Below are 23,928 nucleotides of genomic sequence, written 5' to 3' on the forward strand. Positions count from 1 at the left end.
AGCGCGCGCCCGCTCAGTCTCACTGGCGGGCGCTTTTTCGTTCGATTCCCTGATTCCCCTATGAAATCCGCTTTCCTCGCACTCGACCGCTGGACCACCGGCCTGGCGATGGCGATCGCCTGCTTCATGCTGGTGGTCGCCTCATCGCTCGGCGTGTTCCAGATCATCACCCGCTTCGTGCTCGAACAACCGGCCGAATGGTCCGAGATCCTGATCCGCATCAGCCTGATCTGGATGGTCTTCATGGGCATCCCGACGGCCTTTCGCCAGGGTGCGATGGTCAGCGTCGACGTGCTCTACCGCTGGAGCCCGCCGAAGGTCCGCCGGGTGCTCGACTGGGTCGTGTGCCTGGCCGCGCTGAGCCTGATCGCAGTCATCATCTGGTGGGGCTGGGACTACGCGCAGCGCGGCAGCGTGCAGTCGATGGCCGGCCTCGAATCGATCTCGATGTTCTGGGCCTACGTGGCGCTCCCCGTGGGCGGCCTGTTCTGCGTGATCGGCATCGTCGCCAACCTGATCGACCCGAAGCGCAACGAACTGGAAACCGCCCAATGACGCCCGTCATGATCATCACGATGGTGGTGTGCTTCGCACTCACCATCTCCGTCGCCGTCTCGATCGGCCTGGCTTCGATCCTCGGCATCCAGGCCTCCAACGCGAACATGCTGATCTCCGTCAAGGAGATGTTCAACGCGATCAACAAGTTTCCGCTCGCCGCCATCCCCTTCTTCATCCTGGCCGGCAACCTGATGGAAACCGGCGGCATCTCGCGCCGGCTCGTCGACTTCGCCAAGAGCCTCGTGGGTGGGGTGCAGGGCGGCCTGCCGATGACCTGCGTGCTGACCTGCATGATCTTCGCCGCGGTGTCGGGCTCCTCGGTGGCGACCACCTTCGCCATCGGCGCGATCCTGATCCCGGCGCTTATCAAGCACGGCTACCCGGTCGGCTACGCGGCCGCGCTGCAGGCCACCAGCGCCGAGCTGGGCGTGATCATCCCGCCCTCGATCCCGATGATCCTGTACGGCGTCAGCGCCGAGGTCTCGATCGGCGAGCTGTTCATCGCCGGTTTCGGCCCGGGCATCCTGATCAGCCTGGCGCTGATGGCCTTCGTCTATGTCTATTGCAAGTTCAAGGGGCTGGGCAAGAACGACGGCGAAGGCCGGCTCAGCGTCGGCACCGCCACCTGGCGTGCGGGCTGGGCCTTGCTGATGCCGGTGATCATCCTCGGCGGCATCTACGGCGGCATCTTCACGCCCACCGAGGCGTCGGCGGTGGCGGTGCTCTACGCGCTGATCGTCGGCACGCTGATCTATCGCGAGATCCGGCCGGCCGAGCTCTATGCGGTGCTGCGCAAGTCGGTGGTGTCCTCGTCGGTGATCATGTTCATCATCGCCAACGCCGGCCTGTTCGCCTTCCTGATCACGCGTGCCGGCGTGCCCGACGCGATCGGCCGCTGGCTGCAGGAGGTGCTGCAGTCGCCGGCGATGTTCCTGCTCGGCGTCAATGCGGCGCTGTTCGTGATCGGCATGTTCATCGAGACCAGCGCGGCGATCATCGTGCTGGCGCCGATCCTGGCGCCGGTGGCGCAGCACTTCGGCATCGATCCGGTGCACTTCGGGCTGGTGATGGTGGTCAACCTGGCACTGGGCATGATCACCCCGCCCTTCGGCGTCAACCTGTTCGCGGCCTGCACGGTGGCGCGCATCTCGCTGGACCGGATCGTTCCCTACCTGATCCCCTTCGTGCTGGTGATCCTGGCCTGCCTGATGGTGGTCACGTACGTGCCCGGCATCTCGCTCGGATTGCGCGACCTGGTCTACGCCAAGTAGCGCCGGCGCGGGCGGTTTCACGAAGCCGTCACGCGCAGGGCCCATGCTGCGGCGCTTGCCCACCGCAACGCCGCAGCATCCCATGTTCCTCACCAAGACCGACAAGGCGCGCCACGAACTCCAGCCCGGCCGCCGCACGCTGGGGCAGCGCGAGCGCGCCCTGCTGCTGATGGCCGACGGCCAGCGCTCGCTGACCGATTTCGGCGCCCTGTTCGGCGGCCGCGAGGAAGCCGGCCGGGTGGCGCGCCACCTGCTGCAGGAGGGCTTCCTGCAGGGGCGCCAGGTCGAAGCGGTCGAACCGGTCGAAGTGATCGAAGCGGCACCGGTCGCGGCCGACATCTTCGACGGCAAGCCCTCGCTGGCCACCACCCGCATGTTCCTGTTCGACCTCTGCGAGCGCATGTTCGTGCGCCGCGACCCGGTGCTGGCCGAGCGCTTCCGCGAAGCGCTGCGCGAGGCGCGCGACCGCGATTCGATGCTGGTCACCGCCCGCGCGATGCTCGGCGAGATCGAGCAGGCGGCGGGCGCCGCGCGCGCCGAGGCGATCCGCGAGCGCATCGAGAAACTGCTTCCGGCATCGCCGGTGCACTGAAGTCGCCGGCCGGCTCCCGATTCCCTTACACTTCCCCGGTCAGGAGAGCGTCCCGCCGCGGTGGGGCCGCCGAAGGCGCAGGTCCCCCCAAACAAGGGCCCGAACGCTCAGGCAAAAGGACTGACAAGACGCCCGGATCCGGGCGTTTCCTTGCTGGAGAGAGGTGGTTCGGCGCGCCAGGCGTGCCGTGCCGCCCACCGAAGGAGCAAACCCCGATCGTGGGGCGAATCTCTCAGGTAAAGCGGACAGCAGGGGTGGCCCATGGCTTCTCGTCATGGAACAAGCACTGCCCCTTTGGAGAACCGCCCTTGGCCGCCGCATCCGACGTACTGCTGAAGACCCCGCTCCACGGCCTGCACCTGGAGCTCGGCGCCCGCATGGTGCCCTTTGCGGGCTACACCATGCCGGTGCAATACCCCGCCGGCCTGATGGCCGAGCACAAGCACACCCGCGCAGCCGCCGGCCTGTTCGACATCTCCCACATGGGCCAGCTGCGCCTGGTGGGGCCCGATGCGGCCGCCGCCTTCGAGAGCCTGATGCCGGTCGACGTGATCGGCCTGGCGCCGGGCAAGCAGCGCTACGGCCTGCTGCTGAACGACCAGGGCGGCATCCTCGACGACCTGATGTTCTTCAACGAAGGCAACGACTCGCTGTTCGTGATCGTCAACGGCGCCTGCAAGGCGGCCGACATCGCCCATATCAAGGCCCGGATCGGGCAGCGCTGCCAGGTCCAGCCGATGCCCGACCACGCGCTGCTCGCGCTCCAGGGTCCGCAGGCCGCGGCCGTGCTGGCGCGGCTGTCGCCGGGCATCGAGCGCTTCGTCTTCATGACCGGCGGCCCGGTCCGCATCGGCGGCATCGAGGCCTTCGCCACGCGCAGCGGCTACACCGGCGAAGATGGTTTCGAGATTTCGGTCGCGGCCAAGGACGCCGAGGCACTGGCCCGGCTGCTGCTGGCCCAGCCCGAGGTCCAGCCGATCGGCCTGGGGGCCCGCAATTCGCTGCGGCTCGAGGCCGGCCTCTGCCTCTACGGCAACGACATCGACGAAAGCACGACGCCGGTCGAAGCGGCGCTGAACTGGGCGATCCAGAAGGTCCGGCGCAGCGGCGGCGCACGCGAAGGCGGTTTTCCGGGCGCGGCCAGGGTGCTGGCCCAACTCACGGCCGCCAGCGGCACCGCCGGCCACCTCGACCACGAGACGCTGAAGCGCCAGCGCGTCGGCCTGGTCGCGCTGGAGCGCGTGCCGGTGCGCGAGGGCACGGTGCTGGAATCCTTCGAGGGCCTGCCCATCGGCCAGGTCACCAGCGGCCTGCTGGGCCCCAGCGTCGACCGGCCGGTCGCCATGGGCTACGTCGCGCTGGCCTATGCCGAACCGGGCACCCGGCTGCAGGCCATGGTGCGGGGCAAGCCGGTGCCGATGGAAGTCAGCACGCTGCCCTTCGTGCCGGCCCGGTACTACCGCGGCTGACGCCCCTCTTCTCCAATTTCCCCAATTTCTCCAAGCCAGCCTTTTTTCCAAGGAGTTTTCCCCATGACCATCAAATACACCAAGGACCACGAGTGGGTGCGGCAGGAAGCCGACGCGGCACTGGTCACCGTCGGCATCACGGTGCATGCACAGGACGCGCTCGGCGACGTGGTCTTCGTCGACCTGCCCGAAGTCGGCAAGAAATTTGCCCAGGGCGAGGTCGCGGGTGTCGTCGAATCGGTCAAGGCCGCGGCCGACGTCTTCATGCCGGTCTCCGGCGAAATCATCGAAGTCAACGAAGACCTGCGCGCCGATCCCTCGCTGGCCAACAGTGCGCCGATGGACGGAGGCTGGTTCTTCAAGGTGCGGGTGAGCGAGCCGGCCCAGCTCGAGCCGCTGCTCGATGAAACCGCCTACGAGAAGTTCTCCGCCGACAACTGATTCCCACGCCCACCACCCGAGCCCTCCATGCCGACGCCCGTGCCTTCCCATCCCTCGCTGCGCGAACTGCAGAACGCCGAAGAATTCATCGCCCGCCACATCGGCATCGAGGCCGAAGACGAGCCGGCGATGCTCGCGGCCATCGGTTCGACCACGCGCGCCGAACTGATCGACGGCATCGTGCCCCCGGCGATCCGCCGCAGCCGGCCGATGCGGCTGCCGGCGCCGATCACCGAGGCCGACGCGCTGGCCGAACTCAAGGCGATCGCGGCGAAGAACAAGGTGGCGAAGAGCTTCATCGGCCAGGGCTACTACGGCACCCACACGCCGGGCGTGATCCTGCGCAACGTACTCGAGAACCCCGCCTGGTACACCGCCTATACGCCCTACCAGGCCGAGATCTCGCAGGGCCGCATGGAGGCGCTGGTCAATTTCCAGACCATGGTCTGCGACCTGACGGGCATGGCGATCGCCAACGCCTCGATGCTCGACGAGGCCACCGCCGCGGCCGAGGCGATGACGCTGGCGCGGCGCAGCGTCAAGAGCAAGAGCAACGTGTTCCTGGTCTCGGGCGACTGCCATCCTCAGACCATCGAGGTGCTGCGCACCCGGGCAGCGCCGCTCGGCATCGTGGTCAAGGTCAGCACCGCCACCGAGCCGCTGCCGCTGCTGATGGCCAGCGGCGGCTTCTTCGGCGCCCTGGCGCAATACCCTTCCACCACCGGCCACGTGCACGATCTGCGTCCGCTGGCAGGCCACGCCCACCAGTGCCAGGCGGCCTTCTGCGTCGCCGCCGACCTGCTGGCCCTGACCCTGCTGGCGCCGCCCGGCGAGTGGGACGCCGACATCGTCTGCGGCACCACGCAGCGCTTCGGCATGCCGATGTGCAACGGCGGCCCGCATGCGGCCTACCTGGCCTGCCGCGACGAGTTCAAGCGCTCGCTGCCCGGCCGGCTGGTCGGCGTCAGCGTCGACGCCCACGGCCAGCCGGCCTATCGGCTCGCGCTGCAGACGCGCGAGCAGCACATCCGGCGCGAGAAGGCAACCTCGAACATCTGCACCGCGCAGGTGCTGCCGGCGGTGGTCGCCAGCATGTACGCGGTCTACCACGGACCCGAAGGGCTGCGCCGCATCGCGCAGCGGGTGAGCCTGCTGACGGCGGTGCTCGCACAGGGCCTGGAGCAGATGGGCCGCGAACTGGTCAACGACACCGCCTTCGATTCGCTCACCATCCGCACCGGCGAGGACACCCAAGCCATCCACGAACGCGCCGAGGCGGCGGGCGTCAACCTGCGCTGTCGCCTGCAGCAGCATCTGGGCCTGTCGCTCGACGAGACCACCACGCGCGCCGACGTCGAGATGCTGTGGGGCCTGTTCGCGACCGAAGGCACGCGCGGACCCGACTTCGACGCCATCGCCGCCACGGTGAGCATCCGCATTCCCGAGGGCCTGCGCCGCACCAGCGGCTTCCTGGCGCATCCGGTGTTCAACACCCACAAGAGCGAGACCGCGATGCTGCGCTACATCCGCAGCCTGAGCGACAAGGACCTGGCGCTCGACCGCAGCATGATCCCGCTCGGCAGCTGCACCATGAAGCTCAACGCGACCAGCGAGATGATCCCGATCACCTGGCCCGAGTTCGCGAACATCCATCCGTTCGCGCCGGCCGACCAGCTGCTGGGCTATGCGCAGCTCGATGCCCAGCTGCGCGCCTGGCTCTGCGAGGCGACCGGCTATGCGGGCATCAGCCTGCAGCCCAACGCCGGATCGCAGGGCGAGTACGCGGGCCTGCTCGCGATCAAGGCCTTCCACGAGGCCCGGGGCGAAGCGCACCGCAACGTCTGCCTGATCCCGTCTTCCGCCCACGGCACCAATCCGGCCAGCGCCCACATGGTGGGCATGAAGGTGGTGGTGACCGGCTGCGACGCCGAAGGCAATGTCGACATCGACGACCTGGCGCGCGCCTGCGAGCAGCATCGCGACACGCTGGCCGCCGTGATGATCACCTACCCCAGCACCCACGGCGTCTTCGAGACCCGCGTCAAGGAGCTCTGCGAGATCGTGCACGCGCACGGCGGCCGGGTCTATGTCGACGGCGCCAACATGAATGCGCTGGTCGGCGTGGCGGCGCCGGGCGAGTTCGGCGGCGACGTGAGCCACCTGAACCTGCACAAGACCTTCTGCATCCCGCACGGCGGCGGCGGGCCGGGTGTCGGCCCGGTCTGCGTGGTCGAGGACCTGGTGCCCTACCTGCCGGGCCATGCGACCGGCGGACTGGCGTCCAACGGCGCGGTCGGCGCGGTGTCGGCGGCGCCGCTGGGCAATGCCGCGGTGCTGCCGATCAGCTGGATGTATTGCCGCATGATGGGCGCCAAGGGCCTGCAGGCCGCGACCGAGACCGCGATCCTGAGCGCCAACTACATCAGCGCCCGGCTCAAGGACCACTTCCCGACCCTCTACGCGAGCCCCAATGGCCACGTGGCGCACGAGTGCATCCTCGACCTGCGTCCGCTCAAGGACGCCAGCGGCGTCAGCGCCGAGGATGTCGCCAAGCGGCTGATCGACTACGGCTTCCATGCGCCGACCTTGAGCTTCCCGGTGCCCGGCACGCTGATGGTCGAGCCGACCGAAAGCGAACCGCTGGCCGAGCTCGACCGCTTCATCGACGCCATGATCGCGATCCGGGGCGAGATCCGCCGCATCGAGGAAGGCATCTGGCCGAAGGAGGACAACCCGCTGCGCAACGCCCCGCACACCGCGGCCAGCCTGCTCGGCAGCGAATGGACGCGCCCCTACTCGCGCGAGCTCGGCGCCTTCCCGCTGGCCAGCCTCCGGCAGACCAAGTACTGGCCGCCGATCGGGCGGGTCGACAACGTCCACGGCGATCGCAACCTGTTCTGCAGCTGCGTGCCGGTGGACGCCTACGCCAACGGCTGAGGCGAGATACATATTTTTTCAATCGACGGCCTGCGGGCTGTCGATTTCGCCTCCGCTGCTTCGACGTCCTGGAGAGCCCGGCAGCCCGCCGGCCTCGCAACCGAAGGAGCAAGGACATGCGATTCATGGTGATCGTCAAGGCCAGCAAGGAATCCGAAGCCGGCGTGATGCCGAGCCAGCAGCTGCTGACCGACATGGGCAACTACAACGAGGCGCTGGTCAAGGCCGGCGTGCTGCTCGCCGGCGAAGGCCTGCACCCGAGCTCGAAGGGCGCGCGCATGCGCTTCTCCGGCAAGGAGCGCACCGTCATCGACGGCCCCTTCAGCGAGACCAAGGAGCTGATCGCCGGCTTCTGGCTCTGGCAGGTGCGATCGAAAGAGGAAGCACTCGAATGGCTGCGCCGCGCTCCCTTCGACGATGGCGTCGAACTCGAGCTGCGCCAGGTGTTCGAGATGGACGATTTCGGCGCCGCGCTCACGCCCGAGCTGCGCGAGCAGGAAAAGCGGGTGTTCGACGCGGCCCGCTCGAAGCGGCCTTGAACGCACCGATGGAGGCACGACCATGAAGTTCATGATCATCCGCAAGGCCGACGCCGAGACCGAGGCCGGCGCCATGCCGACCGCACAACTGGTCAGCGACATGATGGCCTACAACAAGGCGATGATCGATGCCGGCGTGATGCTCGACGGCATGGGCCTCAAGCCCAGTGCCAGCGGCGGCGCCCGCATCCAGTTCGCAGGCGGCAAGCCGACGGTGGTCGACGGGCCCTTCGCCGAGACCAAGGAACTGGTTGCCGGCTTCACCCTGATCCAGGTCGGATCACGCGAGGAGGCGCTCGAATGGGTCAAGCGCTGGCCGCCGATCGACGGCCACGGCAAGGTCGCGCTGGAGCTGCGCCAGGTCTACGAGGCGGAAGACTTCGGTGCCGAGTTCGCGCCCGAGATCCGCGAGCAGGAAGCGCATCTGCGCGAACGCGCCGCGGCCCGCGATTGAGACGACGGCGCATGGACGCGACCGAGACGCACCGCACGATCAACGCCGTCTGGCGCATCGAGTCGGCCCGCATCATCGGCGCGCTGGCGCGCCGGGTGCGCGACGTCGGCCTGGCCGAGGAACTGGCGCAGGACGCGCTGCTCGCGGCCCTCGAGCAATGGCCGCGCGAAGGCATCCCCGAGAATCCCGCCGCCTGGCTGACGGCGGCCGCCAAGCACCGCGCGATCGACCTCCTGCGCAAGCGCACGCTGCACGCCCACAAGGAAGGCGAGATCGCCCGCGAGATCGATGCCAGGCACGCCATCGCCGCCGCGGACTTCGCCGACGCGGTCGACGCCGCCCTCGACGACCAGGTCGGCGACGACCTGCTGCGGCTGGTGTTCACGGCCTGCCATCCGGTGCTGTCGCCGGAAGCCCGGGTCGCCCTGACCCTGCGCCTGCTGGGCGGGCTCACCACCGACGAGATCGCGCGCTCCTTCCTGGTGCCCGAATCCACGATCGCACAGCGCATCGTGCGCGCCAAGCGGACGCTGGCCGCCGCCCGCGTGCCCTTCGAGGCGCCGCGCGGGCCAGAGCTCGGCGCCCGCCTGTCCTCGGTGCTCGAAGTCATCTACCTGGTGTTCAACGAAGGCTACGCAGCCACCGCCGGCGAGGACTGGATGCGGCCCGCGCTGTGCGACGAAGCCTTGCGCCTGGGGCGCATCCTGGCCGAACTGATGCCCGACGCGCCGGAGGTGCATGGCCTGGTCGCGCTGATGGAGATCCAGGCCTCGCGGGCCGCCGCGCGGGTCGATGCCGATGGCGAACCGGTGCTGCTGCTGGCGCAGAACCGCGCCCGCTGGGATCGGCTGCTGATCGGTCGCGGACTGGCGGCGCTGGCACGGGCGGAGCAGCTCGGCGGCGCGCTCGGCCCCTACGCCCTGCAGGCCGCCATCGCCGCCTGCCACGCTCGCGCGCAGGAGGCAGCGCAGACCGATTGGCCTCGCATCGCGGCGCTCTACGAGGCATTGGCCCAGCTCGCGCCGTCGCCGATCGTCGAACTGAACCGGGCGGTCGCGCTGTCGATGGCCTTCGGCCCGGCGGTCGGGCTCGAGCACGTCGACGCGCTGCGATCGGCGCCGCAGCTGCAGGGCTACCACCTGCTGCCGAGCGTGCGCGGCGACCTGCTGGCCAGGCTGGGACGGCATGCCGAGGCCTGCGAGGAATTCAAGCGGGCCGCTGAACTCACGCGCAACGCGCGCGAGCGCAAGCTGCTGCTGGCGCGCGCGCGGAGCGCCGCGGACGGCTGACGCGCTACTTCTTCGCCACCGCCCCGGTCGCGACCTGGGCCCGCAGTTCCTTGAGCTTGGCCTTCATGCGGCGCTCGTTGACTGGACCCATGCGCACCAGCATCTTCTGGCCGGCCGAGAGCGATTCGAGCTTCGGATCGACGAATTCGTAGCTGACCCAGGGCTGCCCGCCCGCCATCTCGCCCTTCACTTCGGTCAGCTTCACCTGCACCGGGCCCTGGGGTTCCGGGGCCTGCAGCAGGTGGTCGATCACGGCGACGAGGCGGTCGTTGAAATATCGGTTCGGGTAACCCAGCTCTTCGTAGGCCTGCTGGAACAGCGGATAGAGCCGGGCATAGAGCGCCGCCGCCCGGGCGCTGTCGACCGATTCGGCGAACAGCACGAATGGCGTGTAGCGGCTGGCGTTGTCGATCCCGATGGTCTTGACCTCGCCGTTGCCCTGGACCTCGAAGGCCTTGGGCGCGCGCTGGGTCGGCCACATGCGCGACGAGGCCTGTGCGCGCGGCAGGTTGTCGACGGTGGCGACGAAGTGGCGCACGAAGCCGCTGGTGTCGAGGAAGGAGGCCACCGCCTTCTTCCCCAGCAGCTCGTTGAGCGCCGCAGCGACGCGGCCGTCGGCGTCGTTCAGGGCCGGCAGTGCCGCATCGGGCTGGGCCAGGGCATCGACCAGGTTCTGCGGGCCGGTCGCGACCGGGGCCGGGGCTGGCGCGTCGGCGGGCCGGTCGGGCGGGGGCGGTGCGCTGGCGGCAGGTGGCGCCGGCGGCGGCTCCTTCTGCAGGGACCATCGCCACCAGCCGAAGGCAGCGGCGAGAATCACCACCACGACGACGACCAAGGTCCAGACCGAGGACTCGCGCGCTGGCCTGAAATCTGCTGGGTCCCTTTCGGGCATGGTCGAATCCTCCTTTGAATCACGGGCGTTGCATGCGGTCCATTGGAAACCACGCCGGCGCCTCGTGCCGTAACGCCCTGTGACCGTCAAGGAATCCGAATGGACATCGACTTTTCCGCTCTCACCGAATACCAGCGCTACAAGCTCATGGCGAGCCTGATCGTGCCACGCCCGATCGCCCTGGTCACCACCCTCGGCGCCGACGGCGTCGTCAACGCCGCGCCCTTCAGCATGTTCAACATGCTCGGCGAGGAGCCGCCCATCGTCATGATCAGCGTCAACCGGCTGCAGGACAACGCGCTCAAGGACACGGCCGCCAACATCGTGCGCACCGGCGAGTTCGTGGTCCACCTGGCCGACGAGGACATCGCCGAGCAGATGCACCGCTGCGGCGACCGCCACCCGCCGCACGTGAGCGAGCTCGATGTGGTGGGCTTCACGCCGCTGCCGAGCCGGGCCGTGAAGCCACCGCGCATCGCCGAGGCGCCGGTGGCGTTCGAGTGCACGCTCTGGGAGACGCTGGAGACCGCCAGTCGGCAGATCTTCATCGGCCAGGTGCGCTGGATGCACGCGCGCGACGAGCTGATCGATACCGACGCCTGGCGCGTGCGGCTGCAGCACTACTTTCCGGTCGGCCGCTTCGGGGCCAGCTTCTACGTGAAGACGCGCGAGCGCTACTCGCTGGCGGCGCAGGAGCAGACGCGCAGCACGCAGATCGACGAGATGTAGGCGTGTCGCGCCTCAGCCCAGCCGCACCACGTGCGCAGTGCGCGGGTCGACGCGGCCCGCGTGCAGGTCGGCGATCACCTGCTGCGCGGCCTCGAAGCCCTGGCTCTGCGCCAGCGTCATCCAGCGATTGCCCGGCCGGCTCAGCTCGGCGATGAAGCGGCCCTGCGCCTCGTTGAAGCGCCGGTTCACTTCCTGCGGGCCCCAGTCGGCGTTGCGCTTGCGGATCTGCACCGGCGCGAAGTAGAGCAAGGGTTTCGGGCCCGGCAATGGCGATTCGGCCAGGAAGGCGGTCTTCTGCGCCGAGCCCGCATAGCAGTCGTAGACCAGGGCCGCACCGAAATGGTGGTGGACCGTGGCGCGCAGGTCGTCGTCGCCGGCGAAGTCGACATAAAGCGTCGGCACCTCGGCGGGCAGACGCACCGCGCTGTCATAGGAAAGCACCTGGTCGTAGCAGCCGAGGTTCTCGACGAAGCCGCGGTTGCGCGGCGAAGTCAGCGCGACCAGGCTGCGCCCTTCGTTCCGGCGCAGACAGAAGGCCGTGCCGTAGGCGGTCTTGCTCGAGGCGCTGGACACGACCACCTGCCGGGCGCCGAAGAAGGCGTTGTCCTCGAGGAAATCCGCCAGCATGAACGAGGTGATGAACAGCGGCCGCACCAGCATCTGGTAGTCCTCGAGCGCCCGGTCGTAGCCGGCATCGTGGCTGCAGCGCATGTACTGGTTGTAGGCGGAGACCAGTTCGCTGCGGTGCGGCGCGCCGTCGTAGAAGCCGCGCCCGGTCACCCGCACCGGCGTCATGCGCAGGTGGCTGGCGATCGGGAAGTAGCCGTAGAAGCGTTCGCCGACCGCGACGCCTTCGACCGTCGAGGCCACCACGTCGGCAAAGCCCCAGGCCGGCATGTGGCCCCAGGCCTCGTCACCGGTCGGAAAGAACGACCAGTACTTCATCATGGCGTCGCCGAAGGCCGCATAGGTGATGTTGTTGGTGGTGAGCGAGAAGCGGTCGATGCGCAGCAGCACCTCGCCGGGCGCCAGCGTGCCGGCGTCCGGAGCGCTGCGCAGGCGGGTGGTGCCGAGCGCGTCCTTGCGGGTTTCGAGACGGGTTAAAGTGAAAGCGTCGTTCATGTCTGGCCTCAGGTGATTCGGGGCCGATCCCCTTGCCGAAAAATGTATCGCCCTCCCTCCAGCCGCGGGTTCGGAAAAAAGGCGCCGGCCGCCGCACCTCGCTCCAAGCCCCTGAAACGCCCGACGCAGGCCCGCGGCAAGTTCACCGTGCAGGCCATCTACGACGCCTTTGTTCGGATTTGGGAGGCCGAGGGCTGGGATGGCGTGACGACCCGCGCCGTGGCCCTCGAAACCGGCATCGCGGTCGGCACGCTGTACGACTACTTCCCGGATAAGGAGGCGCTGCTCTCCGGCTACGTTCGCCACTGCGTCGAAGCCCTGCTGCGGCGGCTCGACGCCGACGTCGTCGCGCCGCCCACGGCCGCACTGGCTGCGCGCGAGCGCATCGCGCGACTGGTGCGCATCACTTGCGACAGCCGGCTCGACGGCCTGCCGGCCTTCGATCAGGGCATGCTGCTGCTCGAACACCGCGTGGCCGAGCCCAAGCATCACCTGCGCGTGTACGACGAACTGGCGACCCGCTGGCTGCAGGCCTTCGCCGCCTGCGGGTTGCCCGATCCACCCACGGACGCGACCGTCCACGCCCTCTTGACCGCCGCCTGGGGCGGGCGGCGCTATCGCCTTCTGCGGGGCTTGGGCAGCGGCACGCCCGACGATGCGGCGTGGGTCGCCGAGATGGACGAGATCGCGTGGCGCAGCGTGGCCGCGCAGCGGAGCTGACGTTCGCCAGACGAAAAAAAAGCCACCCGTCGGGTGGCTTCCTGCATCGAACAAACCGGTTGACCGGCTGTGATGCTTCGCGTATCCAAAATTCTCAAAATTTCCAAAAATCTGGAGCGGGAGAAGAGTCTCGAACTCTCGACCTCAACCTTGGCAAGGTTGCGCTCTACCAACTGAGCTACTCCCGCGAAGCCTTCGATTATAGAGCATTTTTTTCCTGTTCTTCACCAGCCGGCAAATGAATTTGTCCGGTCCGCAGATCGAACTCGAACACCTCGCCGTAGCGGCCCCATTCGATCGCGGTCCGCAGCACCCGTTCGGCGGTCGCGCGGTCCAGGCTTTCTTCCAGCAGATCGAGGAAAGGCTCCTGCGGCAATTCGCCCGCGGGCGCCTGCTCCAGGCTGTGGCGGATGTGGGCCGCGAGCGGCACGTGGGCCAGCAGCTGCTGGCCCAGCAGCTGCTGACGCAGCGTGTGCGCACCCGCGACGTAGTGGCGGCCCAGTTCGGTCAAGTGCAGGTCGCCATCCGCCAGTTGCGCGAAACCCAGCAGCGCCAGCGCCTGCGCCAGCGGCAGCAGGTCGTGGTCGGTGAGCTCGGCCTCTTCGGCCAGCTGCGGCAGGTCGGCACGGCCTTCGCGGCCGTCTTCCACCAGCATTTCGAGCAGGGCTTCCATGCGGCCGATGTCGGCATCGGGCAGCCGGTCGCCCAGGTGCATGCGCACCGGCTCCTCGGTTGCGCGGCCGGCCACCGGCGCACTGGCCGTCATCAGCGCGTAGGCCTCGTCGATCAGCGCCCTCACTTCGAGGCTGTCGACGTCGCGCGGCCGTGCCAGCCGGATCGGCAGCTCGGCGCGCACGCGGCCCGGGTCGGCGGCGAAGATCAGCACCCGGTCGGCCATCAGCACCGCTTCCTCGATGTTGTGGGAGACGATCAGCATCGCCTTGGTCGGCATCTCGCCCCCGCTCCACAAGCGCAGGATGTCGTCGCGCAGGCGCTCGCCCGTGAGCACGTCGAGGGCCGAGAAGGCCTCGTCCATGAGCAGCACCTCGGGCTCGATCACCAGCGCCCGCGCGATGCCCACCCGCTGGCGCATGCCGCCCGACAACTCGCGCGGCAAGGCGCCCTCGAAACCCGCGAGGCCGATGAGCTCGATCGCGGCATTGGCGCGCCGGGCGCGTTCGGCCGGCTCGACGCCGCGCGCCTCGAGCCCGAGCTCGACGTTCTGCTGCACCGTGAGCCAGGGAAAGAGCGCGAACGACTGGAACACCATCGCGATGCCGCGCGCCGGCCCGTAGAGCGGCTGGCCACGGTAGCGCGCGCTGCCGGCGTCGGCGCCGATCAGGCCCGCGAGGATCCGCAGCAGGGTCGACTTGCCGGATCCCGACTGGCCCAGCAGCGCCACGATCTCGCCTTCGGCCAGGCGGAAGTCGACGCCTTCGAGCACCGAGCGGGCGGAGCCGTCGGCCGAGCGAAAGGACTTGCCCACGCCCTTGAGTTCAACGATGGCTTCGGCCATGGGCCCTCCTCGCGCGTTGGTCATCAGAAATGCATCCGGTTCTCGGCCAATTCATAGAGCCGGCGCCAGACGAAGTGGTTCATGCCCATGACGAACACGCACATCACGCCGATGCCCAGCGCGATGCGCGGGAAGTCGCCGATGGCCGTCATGTGGGCGATGTAGCTGCCCAGGCCCGCCGCCTGCAGCGTGGTGTCGCCCCAGGTGACGTACTCGGCCACGATGCTGGCGTTCCAGGAGCCGCCGCTGGCCGTGATGGCGCCGGTGACGAAGCTCGGGAACACCGCCGGCAGCAGGTAGCGCCGCCATTTGAGCCAACCCGTGAGCCCGAGGTTGCTGGCCGCATAGCGCAGCTCGGTCGGGACGGTGGAGGCGCCCGCGATCACGTTGAACAGCAGGTACCACTGCGTGCCCAGCACCATCAGCGGCGCCAGCCAGATGTTGGGGTTGAGCTGCCAGCGCACGATGAACAGCACCGCCACCGGGAACATCAGGTTGGCCGGGAAGGCGGCCATGAACTGCGCCACGCCCTGCAGCCGTCCGGCCCAGCGCGGATTCATGCCGATCCAGATGCCGATCGGCACCCACACCAGCGCCGCCAGCGCGATCAGCACCACCACCCGGATCATGGTGTAGAGCCCGAGCACGAACACGTGGGCCACCTCGGACCATCCAACCTCGGCGTGGATGAAGCGCACCAGCCAGACCACGGCGAGCAGCACCGCAGCGGCCAGCACCGCGTCCCAGGCACGGCCGACGGCCGGGTTCGGCGTGCTCGGCCGAGCCTTGATCGAGGTGCCGTCGTGGTCGCGCCGGAACAGCAGCAGCGAGCGTTCGAGCAGCCGCGCCGCGGCGGCCATGCCTTGGCGGATGCGTTCGGTGCGCCGCAGCCAGGTCAGCAGCCAGGAGCGCGGCGCGTCTTCGCTGCTGCCCTCCTCGAAACGGAACTTGTCGGCCCAGGCGATCAGCGGCCGGAAGAAGAGCTGGTCGTAGAGCGTGATCCCGATCAGCATGCCGCCGATGGCCCAGCCGATGGCGCCGAGGTCGCGGGCCTGGATCGCCATCGCGATGTAGGAGCCCACGCCCGGCAGCATGATGCTCTGGTTGGACACCGAGATCGCCTCCGAGGCGACCACGAAGAACCAGCCGCCCGACATCGACATCATCATGTTCCACAGCAAGCCGGGCATCGCGAACGGGAGCTCGAGACGCCAGAAGCGGTGCCAGGCCGAGAGCTGGAACACCGAGGCGGCCTCGCGCAGCTCGGACGGCACGGTGCGCAGCGACTGGTAGAGGCTGAAGGCCATGTTCCAGGCCTGCGAGGTGAAGATGGCGAAGATCGCCGCGCACTCGACCCCCAGCAGGTTGCCCGGGAACAGCGCGATGAAGCCGGTCACCGTGATCGACAGGAAGCCGAGGATCGGGATCGACTGCAGGATGTCGAGCATCGGCACCAGCACCTTTTCCGCCGCGCGATAGCGGGTCGCGAGCACCGCGAAGGCGCAGCTGAACAGCAGCGAGGCCCCGAGCGCCAGGAACATGCGCAGCGTGGTGCGCAGCAGGTAGTACGGCAGCTGCCACGGGTCGAGGCTGATCGGCAGCGGCTGGCCGAGCTCGTAGGGCCGCGCCATCTGGGCGCCGCCGTAGGCCAGCGCGAACAGCGTGGCCAGCACCAGTGGCAGCAGCGCCCAATCCCAGCGGTTGCCGCCGGACGCGACGGCCTGGCGCGGAAAAAAGCGTTTGTCGAGCATGAGCGGAGGCGGAAGGGGTTCGGTTCACGGACCCGGTCCGCGCGCGGCGCCATTGTGCCTTCGCCAACGGACCCCAGCCTGACCGCTCGCGCCCCGCCTCGCGGTGCAGCGGAAAAGCTACAGCGGGAAGGCCTGCAGCCCCGGCTGGCCCTCGGCACCCTGCACCGGCGTGTGGGCCGCGTTCATGATCCAGCAGACCATCGCGAAGTACCCGACCAGGGCCGACAGCTCGACCACCGCCGCCTTGCCGAAGCGGGCCTCGGCCGCTGCGTAGGTCGGCTCGCTGACGCCATGGTGCCGCAGCAGCTCGAGGGCGAAGTCGAGGGCCAGCTGCTCATCCTCGGCCAGCGGTGCCGCGCGGCGGCCCAGGCGAAGCGCCTCGACCGCGCCCGCATCGACCCCGGCCTTGACCGCCGCGCCCGCATGCAGCACCCATTCGAACTGGTTGCCGACATGACGCGCGACCGCGCAGATCACCAGCTCGCGCACGCGCGCATCGAGCGCGCTGTCGAAGCGCAGGTACTCGCCCAGGCTGCCGATGCGCTCCATCAGCGCCGGGCTTTGCAGCAAGGGAACGAAGGGGCCGAAGACGGCCTTGCGCGGCCCGTCGATCAGCGCTTGCGCGGCCGCGCGCTGGGCCTCTGTCATGGCTTCGGCGGCAGGCAGTGGCAGGCGCTCGGCCCAGGGTTCGGTGTGGCCTTGAGGGATGAGCATGCGGAGTCCTTTCAGTTCGGTGAGGGTCGGGCGCTGCGCGGCGCGCGCAACAGCCATGCGGCACTCGCCAGCAAGGTGACGGCGCCCGTCGCCAGTGCGATGAAGAGGCCACCGAAGCCCGCTGCGCCGCCGCTCAGGGCGGAGGACAGCACCGGCCCGGCCATCTGGCCGATCGCGAAGGACGCCGTCATGCGTCCGAGCGCTCGCGCGGGATCGCCCGTGGCGCCGGCCCGCGCCGCCTGGATGCCCGCCATGGTGGCGACCATGAAGGTCCCGCCCACCAGCAGCGCCGCCGCGAGCACCGTGCCCGCGGACAGGTGCAGCACCGGCAGCAGGCAGCCCAGCGCCATCAGCAGATGGCTGCCCGCCAGCACATGGCGGCGCGACAGGCCCGACAGCAGAGCGCCCGCCAACAGCGTCGACAACGCGGCCGCGGCGCCGAAGACCGGCCAAGCGGCACCGAACACCGCAGGATTGTCGACCACCGCCCGCGCCAGCACCGGCAGGAAAGTGGCCGGCAGGATGTAGCCGAAGCCGAGCATGCCGTAGCAGATGACCAGGTCCCACTGCGAATCGCCCGGCGCTGCGCTTGCGGGTCCGGTGCCCGGCGCAGCGGCCGCCACGGCCAGGGGGCCGGCCTCGCGAGGCATCAGCGCCGCCACGATGATCGATCCGACGAGTGCCAGCAGGCCGAGATGCAGCCACAGGCGATCGGGCGCAATGTCGGCCGCGCCGGCACGCCAGCAGTACAGCCCCGCCAGCGCGATGCCGGCCCCGACACCCGCATAGACCATGCCGGCGCCGTTCGGCCGGCCCAGGCGCGCCAGCCACGACAGGCACCAGACGCTGGTGCTTACCAGCGCCCAGGCGCTGGCGACGCCGGCGATGCCGCGCAGCAGCAGCCAGGCCGCGAGCGAATCGACCAGCCCCATCGCCGCCGTCGACCCGACGATCACGGCCAGCGACAGCAGGCCCGTGCGTTGCGGCGACAGCGGCAGCCGCGCCGCCGTGAGCGCACCCAGCAGGTAGCCCGCATAGTTGGCCGCCGCCAGCCAGCCGCCGGCGCCGACGTCGGCGCTGCCGGCGCGGATCATCAGCGGCAGCATCGGGGTGAAGGCGAAGCGGCCGATGCCCATCGCGATCGCCAGCGCCAGCAGGCCAGCGCCGCAGACTGCGAACAAGGAGGGCCGGCCGAAGGCGATGGAAGGGTTCGACATGGCTCCAGATTGGACGCAAAATCGCCTCATTCGACAAATGAATTATTCTGAACATTCATTCTTGTTATGAGAACCATCGACCTCGACTCCCTGGAGATCTTCCGCACCGTCGTGGCCGAAGGCGGCGTGATCCGGGCCGCCGACAAGCTCAACCGCGTGCAGTCCAACGTCACGACCCGCATCCAGCAGCTGGAGGAGCGCCTGGGGCAGAAGCTGTTCCATCGACAGGGCCGCTCGCTCGCGCTGGCACCGGCCGGCCACAAGCTGCTGCCCTATGCCGAGCGCCTGCTGCGCCTGGCCGACGAGGCCGAAAGCGAATTGCGCAGCGACCTCCCCTTCGGCACCTTCAGGCTCGGCTCGCTCGAAAGCACGGCGGGCAGCCGGCTGGCGCCGGTGCTGTCACGTTTCCACAGGCTCTATCCGGGGGTGGTGGTCGAGCTGGCGACCGGCACCACGGGCGCATTGCTCAAGCGGGTCAGGGCCTTCGAGCTGGAGGCCGCGTTCGTGTCCGAGCCCTTTGCCGCGCCGGAGCTCGAATCGATGCCCGTGTTCGACGAGGAGCTGGTGCTCATCACGGCGCGCAGCGTGGCCGCCGTGAGCCGCGCCGGCGACCTGGCCGATGCGACCCTGATCGCCTTCGCGCCGGGCTGCTCGTACCGCCGCTTGCTCGAGCAATGGCTGGTCAAGGGCGGCGTCTCGGCGTCGCGCTCGCTGGAGTTTTCTTCCTACCAGGCGATGATCGCCTGCGTCGCCGCCGGCACCGGCTTCGCGATCGTGCCGGTGTCGGTGCTGAAGGCGCTGCGCGCCACCGCCGATGTCCGCCAGCACCCGCTGCCGGAGCGCATCCGCGGCAACCGCACGCACCTGGTCTGGCAGGGCACGCCATCGGTGGCGCTGGCCCGGCTCATCGAGATGCTGCAGAAGCCCTGAGCCTCGGTTGCAGGGCTTGAAGCCTCAGGCTTCGGCCGTGCGGGCCGGCTCGGCGCCCGCGATCTGCCGCAGCGCGCGCTCGAACACTTCGACCGGCTGGCCGCCGGAGATCAGGTGCTTGTTGTCGATGATGATCGCCGGCACCGAATGGATGCCCGCATCGGTGTAGAGCCGCTCGCGCTCGCGGGTCTCGGCGGCGTATTCGTCGCTCGCCAGGATGCTCCGTGCGCGCTCCGGATCGAGCCCCGATTCGGTGGCCAGGCGCACCAGCACCTCGGGGTCGGACGGATTCTCGCCATCGGTGTGGCACGCTTTGAGCAGCGCCTTCTTGAGCGCCGCCTGTTTGGCCAGGTCTTCCAGCTCCGCCCAGTGCAGCAGCCGGTGGGCATCGAAGGTGTTGTAGATGCGCGGGCGCCCGCCCTCGCTGAAGGCAAAGCCGACGTCGGCGCCGCGGGCACGGATCGCGGCACGGGCCTGGGCCTGCTGCTCCCGGCTCGACCCGTACTTCTGGTTCAGGTGCTCGAAGGTGTCCTGGCCTTCGGGCGGCATCTGCGGATTCAGCTCGAAAGGCTGGAAGCGCAGTTCGGCGGTGACCTCGGGGGCGACGTTGCGCAGCGCGGCTTCGAGCGCGCCGAGTCCGACGGCGCACCAGGGGCACGAGACGTCGGACACGAAATCGATGTGGAGTCGGGTGGTAGGCATGGTTGCGATGATGGGGCCGGCAACGCTTTTTTCAAGCGCCGGGCGACGGATTCCCCTGCCCTCGTTGCGGCGTCGCCGGGGCGACCAGCTCGCGCCCGAACTGCGCCACCAGGCCGCGCAGCCAGCGATGGGCCGCCGAATGGTGGACCCGGTCGTGCCACAGCTGGTAGAAGCGCATGCGCGGGAAGCCCGCCGGTGCTTCGAGCAGCGCCAGCGGCAGCAGCCGCGCGTGGTACTCGGCGAAGTGCCGCGCGGTGGTGAACACGAGCCGCGTGCTGGCCGCGATCGACGGCGCCAGCCCGAAGTAAGGCACCTGCACGCGGGCGTCGCGCCCGAGGCGGCGCTCGCCGAGGTAGGTCTCGACCACGCCGCGCTGCGCCATCGCATAGGGCACCGGCACCACATGCCCTGCCGCCAGGTAATCGGCCTCGCTGACCTGCGTGGCGCCCTGTGCCAGCGGATGGTCGCGGGCCATCAGGCAGACGAGCTCGTCCTCCAGCAGCAGCGAGATGTGCAGGTGCTCGGGCGGCGACGGCCAGTTGCCGATCACTAGGTCGAGTTCGTCGTCGCCCAGCGCACGCTCGAAGTCGAAGGTCGGGCCGAGCGCGCGCAACTCGATGCGGCAGCGCGGCGCCTCGGCGCCCACGTGCTGCGCCAGCCGCGCGATCCATGAGGGCGCGATGTAGTCCGGCGAGGCGATCCGGAAACGCTGCTCGGCGTCGGACGGGACGAAGGCTTCGGGCTCGACCAGCAAAGCTTCGAGTTCGCCGAGCGCACGCCGCGCCTGCACGGCGAGGCCGGCGGCGCGGGCGGTCGGCACCATCGCGGTGCCGTCGCGCACCAGCAGGGCGTCGCCGAAGATCTCGCGCAGGCGCTTGAGCGAGCCGCTCACGGCGGGCTGCGTCTGGCGCAGCCGGGCCGCGGCACGCGACACGCTGCGCTCCTCCACCACCGTGGCGAGCACGCGCAGCAGATGGCCGTCGAGTAGATCGACGCCGCGTTGCATGGTGTTTTCCCTTAGGGCGTGTTCATACTATTTCCAGGGATCGCGTTGCCCGGCCGAGGGGCTGGATGCAAGGCGCCCGCGCGCAGCAAGGCTGACGCCTTGCAAGCGCGGGCAACGCCGCAGACGGCCCCTTGGCCGGGCAACCCGAAGGGAAGGCATGCCTTCGCGACCCTGGAAATAGTATGCACACGCCCTACCCGTCTATCGATATGTCCGATGCAGTCTATAGCGATTCGCATGCCGGCACGGTATCGACAGCCGGGGGGGTGCGCTGGCCCAATCCATGGACGCATCCGACGCCCCACCCGCATCCCGTCAAGGAGTTGTTCATGGCCACCCTGGAAGTTCCCCAACATGCCGTGCCCACCGCGCCGGCCAGCGCGCTCGACGCGGCCTACAGCCGCATCACCTGGCGCATCATTCCGTTCATCTTCGCGCTCTGGGTCCTGGCCTGGGTCGACCGCGTCAATGTCGGCTTCGTCAAGCTCACCATGCTCGACGAGCTGGGCTGGAGCGAAGCGGTCTACGGGCTGGGCGCCGGCATCTTCTTCCTCGGCTACTTCTTCTTCGAAGTGCCGTCGAACCTGCTGCTGCAAAGGATCGGCGCCAAGAAGACCATCATGCGCATCACCATCGGCTGGGGCATCGTCTGCGTCGCCACGATGTTCGTGAAGACGCCGGCGATGTTCTATTTCCTGCGCTTCCTCATGGGCGTGTTCGAGGCCGGCTTCTATCCCGGCATCATCCTGTACCTCACCTACTGGTATCCGAGCGAGCGGCGCGCCAAGGCCTTCGGCATCTTCATGTCGGCCTCGGCCATCGCCGGCGTCATCGGCGGGCCGCTGGCCGGCGGCATCATGAACAACCTGCACGGCCTGAACGGCTGGTCGGGCTGGCAATGGGTGTTCCTGATCGAGGGCATCCCCTCCGTCCTGGCCGGCTTCGTGACCTGGTTCTACCTGACCGACCGGCCCGAGCAGGCCCAATGGCTCACGGCCGAGCAGCGCCGCCTCGTGCACGAAGACATGGCACGCGACAACAAGGCGCTCGGCCATCGCGAAGAGAGCCTGATCGCCTCGCTGAAGGACCGCCGCGTGTGGCTGCTGATCCTGATCTTCTTCTGCATCATCGCGGCCAATTCGTCGCTGACTTTCTTCGGCCCCTCCGTGGTCAAGGAAGTGGGCTTCACCAACCCGGCGACGGTGGGCTGGATCATGGCCGCCTCGTACCTCTGCGGCGCCGTCGGCATGATCTGCAACGGCCTGCACTCCGACCGGCAGCAGGAAAGCCGGCTGCATTGCGCCTTCGCGGCGGCACTCGGCGCGGTCGGCCTCGCGCTCACGGCGCTCTTCATGAAGCAGAGCCCGATGATCGCGCTGGCCGCGCAGACGCTGGCGATCGTCGGCACCATGAGCGCGATCCCGGTGTTCTGGCAACTGCCGGGCCGCTTCCTCGCCGGTGCGGCCGCGGCGGGCGGCGTGGCACTGATCAACTCGATCGCCAACCTCGCCGGCTTCGGCGCCCCTTCGATGCTGGGCGCCATCAAGACGTCGACCGGCCTGCTCTCGCCGGGGCTCTACATCGTGGCGGCGGTCGAGGTCTGCGCCGCGATCCTCATCATCGCCTTCGTGCCGCGTTTCGCGAAGAAGGCGGTGACGCGATGAGCGCCGTCATGCACACCGCCGAAGCGCTCCCGCTGACGCTGTCGGACATCAACCAGCTCGACCGCGTGCGCTTCGTCGCCGCACTGGGCGGGGTGTTCGAGCACTCGCCCTGGGTCGCGACCCAGGCCTGGGCCGAGCGGCCGTTCGCGAGCATCGACGATCTGCACCGCGCGATGATCGACGTGGTGCGGGCGACGTCGCGCGAGGTGCGCATCGACTTCCTGCGCATGCACCCGGAGCTGGCCGGCAAGGAGGCCCAGGCCGGCACCATGACCGGCCACTCGACCGCCGAGCAGGCCGGCCTCAATGCCTTGACGCGCAGCGAGCTGCAGACGCTTCGGCGGCTCAACGCGGCGTACGCGGCGAAGCATGGCTTCCCTTTCATCATCGCGGTGCTCAAGAACACACGCTGGCAGATCTTCGAGGCGCTTCGCACGCGCCTCGAGCGCGACACCGACACCGAGCTCGATGCCGCCCTCGAGCAGATCTCGATCATCACGCGCCTCCGCCTCGGCAGGCTGCTGGCCCATTGAACGGAGCAGCCGCGCCATGACTTCGCCCGCCCTCACCCGCCGCGCCTTCCTGCCCGCGGGTCTCGCACTCGGCAGCCTCGCAGCCGGCGGTGCTGTCGCACAGAACGCGCCGACCGCGCTCGCGACCGCGCCGGTGTCGCAGGTCGACCTGAGCCCGCGCCTCACGATGCATGCGATCGACACGCACAACGGTTCGCCGGGTGCCGGCATGAAGGTGCAGCTCTCCAGATACGACGGCGACGACCTGCACCTGCTGCGCCGCTTCGAGACCAACAAGGGCGGCCGCACCGACGAGCCCTTGCTGCTCGACGCCGCCTACCAGCCCGGCCGCTACGAACTGCTGCTGCAGCTGGAGGACTACTTCGCCGCGCGCGGCACGCCGCTGCCGAAGCCGAACTTCCTTTCGCAGGTGCCGGTGCGCTTCCGCATCACGAACCCGGCGGAGCGCATCCACCTCGCGATCTTGTTCACCCCCTGGGGCTACTCGTACTACCGCGGCAGCTGATCCGCCGACAAGGAGACAAGCACATGGCAGGCATTTCCACGCATGTCCTGAACAGCGGCACGGGCCGCCCCGGCGCCGGCATGCGCATCGATTTCTCGGTGCGCGACGGCGACGGCTGGAAGCTGGTGAAGACCCTCACCACCAACGCCGACGGCCGCACCGACCAGCCGGTGCTCGCGCCCGACGCGGCGAAGGTCGGGCAGTACGAGCTGCTGTTCCACGTCGGCGACTTCTTCCGGCGCCAGCCTGGCGCCGGGAACGACATGCCCTTTCTCGACACGGTGCCCGTGCGCTTCGCGATCTTCGACACGCAGCAGCACTATCACGTGCCGATGCTGTGCACGCCGTGGAGCTGCTCGACCTACCGCGGCAGCTGA

Annotated in this window: 24 protein-coding genes, 1 tRNA gene and 2 riboswitches; of the genes, 16 read left to right on the top strand and 9 right to left on the bottom strand. The window is 69.1% G+C overall.

Annotated features, from left to right (window positions below; translation table 11 throughout):
• Positions 1-60 precede the first annotated feature (60 nt).
• The 9 genes from AC1DF3_RS13575 to AC1DF3_RS13615 all read left to right on the top strand — a co-directional run bounded on the left by AC1DF3_RS13575 (position 61) and on the right by AC1DF3_RS13615 (position 9,550).
• Positions 61-555 carry a TRAP transporter small permease gene (locus tag AC1DF3_RS13575; protein ID WP_478139884.1) on the top strand — a complete coding sequence of 165 codons (495 nt, stop codon included), beginning with the start codon at positions 61-63 and terminating at the stop codon, positions 553-555.
• Positions 552-1,829 (top strand): TRAP transporter large permease, encoded by a 1,278-nt coding sequence (locus AC1DF3_RS13580; RefSeq protein ID WP_478139885.1) that lies wholly within the window; start codon positions 552-554, stop codon positions 1,827-1,829. Before AC1DF3_RS13575 ends, AC1DF3_RS13580 begins: the two co-directional genes overlap by 4 nt.
• 82 nt (positions 1,830-1,911) lie before the next feature.
• Positions 1,912-2,421 (top strand): hypothetical protein, encoded by a 510-nt coding sequence (locus tag AC1DF3_RS13585; RefSeq protein WP_301815055.1) that lies wholly within the window; start codon positions 1,912-1,914, stop codon positions 2,419-2,421.
• Positions 2,422-2,451: 30 nt separating this feature from the next.
• A riboswitch (glycine riboswitch) is annotated at positions 2,452-2,554 on the top strand.
• 10 nt (positions 2,555-2,564) lie between these two features.
• A riboswitch (glycine riboswitch) is annotated at positions 2,565-2,680 on the top strand.
• A 49-nt stretch (positions 2,681-2,729) separates the two neighbouring features.
• Positions 2,730-3,890, top strand: a complete 1,161-nt coding sequence (gcvT, locus tag AC1DF3_RS13590) for a glycine cleavage system aminomethyltransferase GcvT (protein WP_478139886.1) — start codon at positions 2,730-2,732, stop codon at positions 3,888-3,890.
• Between the two features lie 63 nt (positions 3,891-3,953).
• Positions 3,954-4,331, top strand: coding sequence for a glycine cleavage system protein GcvH (gcvH, locus tag AC1DF3_RS13595; protein WP_286524594.1), 378 nt, complete (start codon positions 3,954-3,956; stop codon positions 4,329-4,331).
• A gap of 27 nt (positions 4,332-4,358) precedes the next feature.
• On the top strand, positions 4,359-7,268 hold the full coding sequence (gene gcvP, locus AC1DF3_RS13600; protein ID WP_478139887.1) for an aminomethyl-transferring glycine dehydrogenase: 2,910 nt from the start codon (positions 4,359-4,361) through the stop codon (positions 7,266-7,268).
• Between the two features lie 116 nt (positions 7,269-7,384).
• On the top strand, positions 7,385-7,807 hold the full coding sequence (locus AC1DF3_RS13605) for a YciI family protein (RefSeq protein WP_301815050.1): 423 nt from the start codon (positions 7,385-7,387) through the stop codon (positions 7,805-7,807).
• Between the two features lie 22 nt (positions 7,808-7,829).
• Positions 7,830-8,261 carry a YciI family protein gene (locus AC1DF3_RS13610; protein ID WP_286524597.1) on the top strand — a complete coding sequence of 144 codons (432 nt, stop codon included), beginning with the start codon at positions 7,830-7,832 and terminating at the stop codon, positions 8,259-8,261.
• Positions 8,262-8,272: 11 nt separating this feature from the next.
• On the top strand, positions 8,273-9,550 hold the full coding sequence (locus AC1DF3_RS13615; RefSeq protein WP_286532538.1) for an RNA polymerase sigma factor: 1,278 nt from the start codon (positions 8,273-8,275) through the stop codon (positions 9,548-9,550).
• A gap of 4 nt (positions 9,551-9,554) precedes the next feature.
• Here the strand turns inward: AC1DF3_RS13615 and AC1DF3_RS13620 are convergent, their stop codons facing one another.
• Positions 9,555-10,442: a DUF3014 domain-containing protein gene (locus AC1DF3_RS13620; protein ID WP_286524603.1), complete on the bottom strand. Its 888-nt coding sequence runs from the start codon at positions 10,440-10,442 to the stop codon at positions 9,555-9,557.
• Positions 10,443-10,541: 99 nt separating this feature from the next.
• Between AC1DF3_RS13620 and AC1DF3_RS13625 the strand changes: the two genes are divergently transcribed.
• Entirely contained in the window at positions 10,542-11,171 is a 630-nt protein-coding gene (locus AC1DF3_RS13625) for a flavin reductase family protein (protein ID WP_478139888.1), read from the top strand.
• Between the two features lie 12 nt (positions 11,172-11,183).
• Here the strand turns inward: AC1DF3_RS13625 and AC1DF3_RS13630 are convergent, their stop codons facing one another.
• Positions 11,184-12,293, bottom strand: a complete 1,110-nt coding sequence (locus tag AC1DF3_RS13630; RefSeq protein ID WP_478139889.1) for a DUF2855 family protein — start codon at positions 12,291-12,293, stop codon at positions 11,184-11,186.
• Positions 12,294-12,335: 42 nt separating this feature from the next.
• On the opposite strand from AC1DF3_RS13630, the gene AC1DF3_RS13635 reads away from it, so the two are divergent.
• Positions 12,336-13,013, top strand: coding sequence for a TetR/AcrR family transcriptional regulator (locus AC1DF3_RS13635; RefSeq protein WP_478139890.1), 678 nt, complete (start codon positions 12,336-12,338; stop codon positions 13,011-13,013).
• 112 nt (positions 13,014-13,125) lie between these two features.
• On the opposite strand, the gene AC1DF3_RS13640 is transcribed toward AC1DF3_RS13635, so the two are convergent.
• The 5 genes from AC1DF3_RS13640 to AC1DF3_RS13660 form a co-directional block, all read right to left on the bottom strand.
• Positions 13,126-13,201: transfer RNA gene (locus AC1DF3_RS13640), tRNA-Gly, on the bottom strand.
• Positions 13,202-13,212: 11 nt separating this feature from the next.
• The gene (locus AC1DF3_RS13645) at positions 13,213-14,529 is read right to left on the bottom strand and encodes an ABC transporter ATP-binding protein (RefSeq protein ID WP_478139891.1); all 1,317 of its coding nucleotides are present in this window, start codon (positions 14,527-14,529) and stop codon (positions 13,213-13,215) included.
• 23 nt (positions 14,530-14,552) lie between these two features.
• Positions 14,553-16,280, bottom strand: coding sequence for an ABC transporter permease (locus AC1DF3_RS13650; protein ID WP_478139892.1), 1,728 nt, complete (start codon positions 16,278-16,280; stop codon positions 14,553-14,555).
• A gap of 117 nt (positions 16,281-16,397) precedes the next feature.
• Positions 16,398-16,994: a carboxymuconolactone decarboxylase family protein gene (locus AC1DF3_RS13655; RefSeq protein ID WP_478139893.1), complete on the bottom strand. Its 597-nt coding sequence runs from the start codon at positions 16,992-16,994 to the stop codon at positions 16,398-16,400.
• 11 nt (positions 16,995-17,005) lie between these two features.
• The gene (locus tag AC1DF3_RS13660; RefSeq protein WP_478139894.1) at positions 17,006-18,211 is read right to left on the bottom strand and encodes a YbfB/YjiJ family MFS transporter; all 1,206 of its coding nucleotides are present in this window, start codon (positions 18,209-18,211) and stop codon (positions 17,006-17,008) included.
• Between the two features lie 66 nt (positions 18,212-18,277).
• Between AC1DF3_RS13660 and AC1DF3_RS13665 the strand changes: the two genes are divergently transcribed.
• Positions 18,278-19,141 carry a LysR family transcriptional regulator gene (locus AC1DF3_RS13665; protein WP_286532523.1) on the top strand — a complete coding sequence of 288 codons (864 nt, stop codon included), beginning with the start codon at positions 18,278-18,280 and terminating at the stop codon, positions 19,139-19,141.
• A gap of 24 nt (positions 19,142-19,165) precedes the next feature.
• Here the strand turns inward: AC1DF3_RS13665 and AC1DF3_RS13670 are convergent, their stop codons facing one another.
• Together AC1DF3_RS13670 and AC1DF3_RS13675 are read right to left on the bottom strand one after the other, a co-directional pair.
• Positions 19,166-19,843 (bottom strand): DsbA family oxidoreductase, encoded by a 678-nt coding sequence (locus AC1DF3_RS13670; RefSeq protein ID WP_301815036.1) that lies wholly within the window; start codon positions 19,841-19,843, stop codon positions 19,166-19,168.
• A 31-nt stretch (positions 19,844-19,874) separates the two neighbouring features.
• On the bottom strand, positions 19,875-20,849 hold the full coding sequence (locus tag AC1DF3_RS13675) for a LysR family transcriptional regulator (RefSeq protein ID WP_286532517.1): 975 nt from the start codon (positions 20,847-20,849) through the stop codon (positions 19,875-19,877).
• A 329-nt stretch (positions 20,850-21,178) separates the two neighbouring features.
• On the opposite strand from AC1DF3_RS13675, the gene AC1DF3_RS13680 reads away from it, so the two are divergent.
• From AC1DF3_RS13680 to uraH (AC1DF3_RS13695), 4 genes are read left to right on the top strand one after another with little or no spacing between them, the layout of a single operon-like run.
• Positions 21,179-22,513: an MFS transporter gene (locus tag AC1DF3_RS13680; protein ID WP_478139895.1), complete on the top strand. Its 1,335-nt coding sequence runs from the start codon at positions 21,179-21,181 to the stop codon at positions 22,511-22,513.
• Complete coding sequence (gene uraD / locus AC1DF3_RS13685) at positions 22,510-23,046, top strand: 2-oxo-4-hydroxy-4-carboxy-5-ureidoimidazoline decarboxylase (protein WP_478139896.1); 537 nt, start codon at positions 22,510-22,512, stop codon at positions 23,044-23,046. The genes AC1DF3_RS13680 and uraD overlap by 4 nt, the downstream gene beginning before the upstream one ends.
• A 16-nt stretch (positions 23,047-23,062) precedes the next feature.
• Complete coding sequence (gene uraH, locus AC1DF3_RS13690; RefSeq protein WP_478139897.1) at positions 23,063-23,551, top strand: hydroxyisourate hydrolase; 489 nt, start codon at positions 23,063-23,065, stop codon at positions 23,549-23,551.
• 23 nt (positions 23,552-23,574) lie between these two features.
• Positions 23,575-23,928: a hydroxyisourate hydrolase gene (gene uraH, locus AC1DF3_RS13695; RefSeq protein WP_301815030.1), complete on the top strand. Its 354-nt coding sequence runs from the start codon at positions 23,575-23,577 to the stop codon at positions 23,926-23,928.

It is taken from the genome of Variovorax sp. 10N432 (assembly GCF_056394465.1).